Below are 3,285 nucleotides of genomic sequence, written 5' to 3' on the forward strand. Positions count from 1 at the left end.
GGTTCTACGCTGTATCCCGCCGATCATCGAGACACGCACGCAAAGGGGTTCTCGTGGCCGCACCCGACGACAAAGCCACTGGGCAAAAAGCCACTGGGGACAAATCCTCTGGGGACAAGTCCTCTGGGGACAAAAACGCTGGGAAAGCCACCCTGACGTATCCGGGTGGTGAGTTGGACCTGCAGATCGCCGACGCCAGCGAGGGGGCCGACGGCATCGCGCTGGACTCGCTGCTGGCCAAGACCGGATACACCACCCTGGACCCCGGCTTCGTCAACACCGCGTCCACCAAGAGCGCCATCACCTACATCGACGGCGACGCCGGCATCCTGCGCTACCGCGGCTACCCGATCGAGCAGCTGGCCGAGAAGTCGACCTTCATCGAGGTCAGCTACCTGCTGATCCACGGCGAGCTGCCGACCTCAGATCAGCTGGCCGCGTTCACCCTCCAGATTCAGCGGCACACCATGCTGCACGAGGACCTGAAGCGGTTCTTCGACGGCTTCCCGCGCAACGCCCACCCGATGCCGGTGCTGTCCAGCGTGGTCAACGCGCTCTCGGCCTACTACCCGGATTCGCTGGACCCGATGGACGGCGACCAGGTCGAGCTGTCGACCATCCGGCTGCTCGCAAAGCTGCCCACCATTGCCGCCTACGCGTTCAAAAAGTCGGTCGGCCAGCCGTTCCTCTACCCGGACAACAAGCTGACGCTGGTGGAGAACTTCCTGCGGATGACGTTCGGGCTGCCGGCCGAGCCCTACCAGGTCGACCCCGAGGTCGTGCGGGCGCTGGACATGCTGTTCATCCTGCACGCCGACCATGAGCAGAACTGCTCCACGTCGACGGTGCGGCTGGTCGGCTCGTCGCAGGCCAACCTTTTCACGTCGATCTCCGGCGGCATCAACGCGCTGTGGGGCCCGCTGCACGGCGGCGCCAACCAGGCGGTGCTCGAGATGCTCGAGCAGATTCGCGGAAGCGGCATGGCTGTGGACGAATTCGTGCGCAAAGTGAAGAACCGCGAAGCGGGCGTGAAATTGATGGGCTTCGGCCACCGCGTCTACAAGAACTACGACCCGCGGGCCCGCATCGTCAAGGAGCAGGCCGACAAGATCTTGGCCAAGCTCGGCGGCGACGACGACCTGCTGCGCATCGCCAAGGATCTGGAGGAGGCGGCGCTAACCGACGACTACTTCGTCGAACGCAAGCTCTACCCGAACGTCGACTTCTACACCGGGCTCATCTACCGCGCGCTGGGTTTCCCGACCCGGATGTTCACCGTGCTGTTCGCGCTCGGCCGGCTGCCCGGCTGGATCGCGCACTGGCGTGAGATGCACGACGAGGGTGACAGCAAGATCGGCCGCCCCCGCCAGATCTACACTGGCTACACTGAACGCGACTACGCCACCATCGACGCACGTTAGCCCGGGCCGCAGCGGCCGCATCTGCCCTGCCGTGCTGCCGGCCGCATGCAGCACCGCCGCGTTGTGATCGTCATCAGCTGAGGAGAACTCGAGATGGATTTCATCGTCCAATGGTTGTGGTACCTAATCGCTTTCGCGGCGGCCTCGGTGGTCGCCTGGCTGGTCGCCGTTCTGTCGATCCACCGCACCAGCGAGGAAGAGGCGCTGGCTGAATTGCCCGCATCTCGTGAGATAGGAGGCAGATGATGCACGACGTCAGCTGGTGGCTGATGGCGCTGGCCCTCCTGCTCGGCCTGGCGATGACGTTCGCCTTAACGGTGCGGCGGGTCAAGCGCGAAGTGCCGGTTACTGCGGGCGTCGCGGCCGGCGCAGTGGCGAAGACGGACGCCGAGAGCAGCGAGTCGACGGCGCAGGGTCTGGACAATTCACCCGACACCACCGAATGGCGTGCAGCCACAAGGTTTTACCGGCGGTCTCCGGGTCTACCGTGGCTGATCGCCCTGCTGGTCGTGCCGCTGCTGCTGGGCGTGATCGGCTACGGCATGCAGGACCGCGGCAGCTCGCAGGACAATGGCCCCAGCGGTGTGCTGCCGACCCTGAACGCGCCCACGCCGCCGACCATGGCGCCGCTGTCGCTGGCGCCGGTGTCCGTCACCCGCACGGGTAACGACGTCATTCTGCGCGGCGAGTTCCCCGACGGGGCGGCTAAGAGGGCGCTGCTGGACGCGGTCATCGCGGCAGTGGGCCCGACCGCCAACGTGATCGACTACCTGGGGATCAACCCCGACGTCACGTCACTCGACTTCTCCGAGGCGGCAAAGGTTTTCAAAGCCGCGGCGTCGGTTCCCGACTTCGGCCTGTCGGTCAGCGGCGACAGCATCACCTTGACCGGGACGGTCTCGTCGGCGAGCCAGCAGGACGCGATCGAGCAGGCGGCCACGGACGCGTGGCCGGACCTGAACATCGTCGACACGATGGGGATCGGCGGTCCCGTCACGCCGACCGGCCCGCCGGGCCCGGCGCCCGCACCGGGCGGCCGCTGATCACTGCGTGCGCAGCACGAACCCCACTCCGCGCACGGTGTGCAGCAGCCGCGGCGCCCCGCCGGCCTCCAGCTTGCGGCGCAGGTATCCGATGAAAACGTCGACCACGTTGGTGTCGGCGGCGAAGTCGTATCCCCAGACCAGTTCGAGCAGCTGGGCGCGCGACAGCACCGCGGTCTTGTGCTCGGCCAGCACCGCCAGCAGGTCGAATTCGCGTTTGGTCAGTTCGACGTCGGCGCCGTGCACGCGCGCCCGCCGGCCCGGGATGTCCACCTCCAGCGGGCCGACGGTGATGGTTTCCGACGAGGACGTGGCGCTCGACCCGCGGCGGCGCAGCAATGCGCGCACCCGCGCGACCAGCTCCTGCAGCACGAATGGCTTGACCAGGTAGTCGTCCGCGCCGGCCTCTAGGCCCGCGATCCGGTCGTCCACCGAGCTGCGGGCGGAGAGCACGCAGACCGGAACGTCGTTGTCCATGGCACGCAACGCGGTGACCACGCTGACTCCGTCGAGCACCGGCATGTTGATGTCGAGCACGATCGCGTCGGGCCGGGTCTCGGTGGCACTGCGCAACGCCTCGGCGCCGTCGACCGCCGTCGACACCTCGAAACCGGACAGCCGCAGTCCGCGTTCCAGCGATGCCAGCACGTCGGAGTCGTCGTCGACCACCAGCACCCGGGGTGAGGTCACTGCAGTGTCCATGCCGCTTATGATGCCTGATTGTCGGGCGTGGCAGTGGGAGGATCGCCGCGGTGCCCCGCTGGTCGCCCGGGAGCATTTCCTGTTCATTAATCTGAACCCATGATCGGTGTCACCCGCGT

The 3,285-nt window shown here is 66.8% G+C and carries 4 protein-coding genes; 3 read left to right on the top strand and 1 reads right to left on the bottom strand.

All coding sequences use genetic code 11. The features are described 5' to 3' along the window. Positions 1-152 precede the first annotated feature (152 nt). From ABDW21_RS09470 to ABDW21_RS09480, 3 genes are all read left to right on the top strand, one after another. Positions 153-1,421, top strand: a complete 1,269-nt coding sequence (locus tag ABDW21_RS09470; protein ID WP_343710350.1) for a citrate synthase — start codon at positions 153-155, stop codon at positions 1,419-1,421. A gap of 93 nt (positions 1,422-1,514) precedes the next feature. Beyond that, positions 1,515-1,667, top strand: a complete 153-nt coding sequence (locus tag ABDW21_RS09475; RefSeq protein ID WP_343602009.1) for a hypothetical protein — start codon at positions 1,515-1,517, stop codon at positions 1,665-1,667. Continuing rightward, positions 1,667-2,464, top strand: a complete 798-nt coding sequence (locus ABDW21_RS09480; RefSeq protein ID WP_343602010.1) for a BON domain-containing protein — start codon at positions 1,667-1,669, stop codon at positions 2,462-2,464. The genes ABDW21_RS09475 and ABDW21_RS09480 overlap by 1 nt, the downstream gene beginning before the upstream one ends. Here the strand turns inward: ABDW21_RS09480 and prrA are convergent, their stop codons facing one another. Further along, the gene (prrA, locus tag ABDW21_RS09485) at positions 2,465-3,175 is read right to left on the bottom strand and encodes a two-component system response regulator PrrA (protein ID WP_343602020.1); all 711 of its coding nucleotides are present in this window, start codon (positions 3,173-3,175) and stop codon (positions 2,465-2,467) included. It lies immediately after the preceding gene. Positions 3,176-3,285 lie beyond the last annotated feature (110 nt).

Origin of the sequence: Mycobacterium sp. (genome assembly GCF_039583805.1) — a bacterium.
Taxonomy (GTDB): Bacteria; Actinomycetota; Actinomycetes; order Mycobacteriales; family Mycobacteriaceae; genus Mycobacterium.

Coding starts and splice junctions, on each gene's coding strand:
- ABDW21_RS09475 (WP_343602009.1), top strand. CDS start 1,515: ATGGATTTCATCGTCCAATGGTTGTGGTACCTAATCGCTTTCGCGGCG.
- ABDW21_RS09480 (WP_343602010.1), top strand. CDS start 1,667: ATGCACGACGTCAGCTGGTGGCTGATGGCGCTGGCCCTCCTGCTCGGC.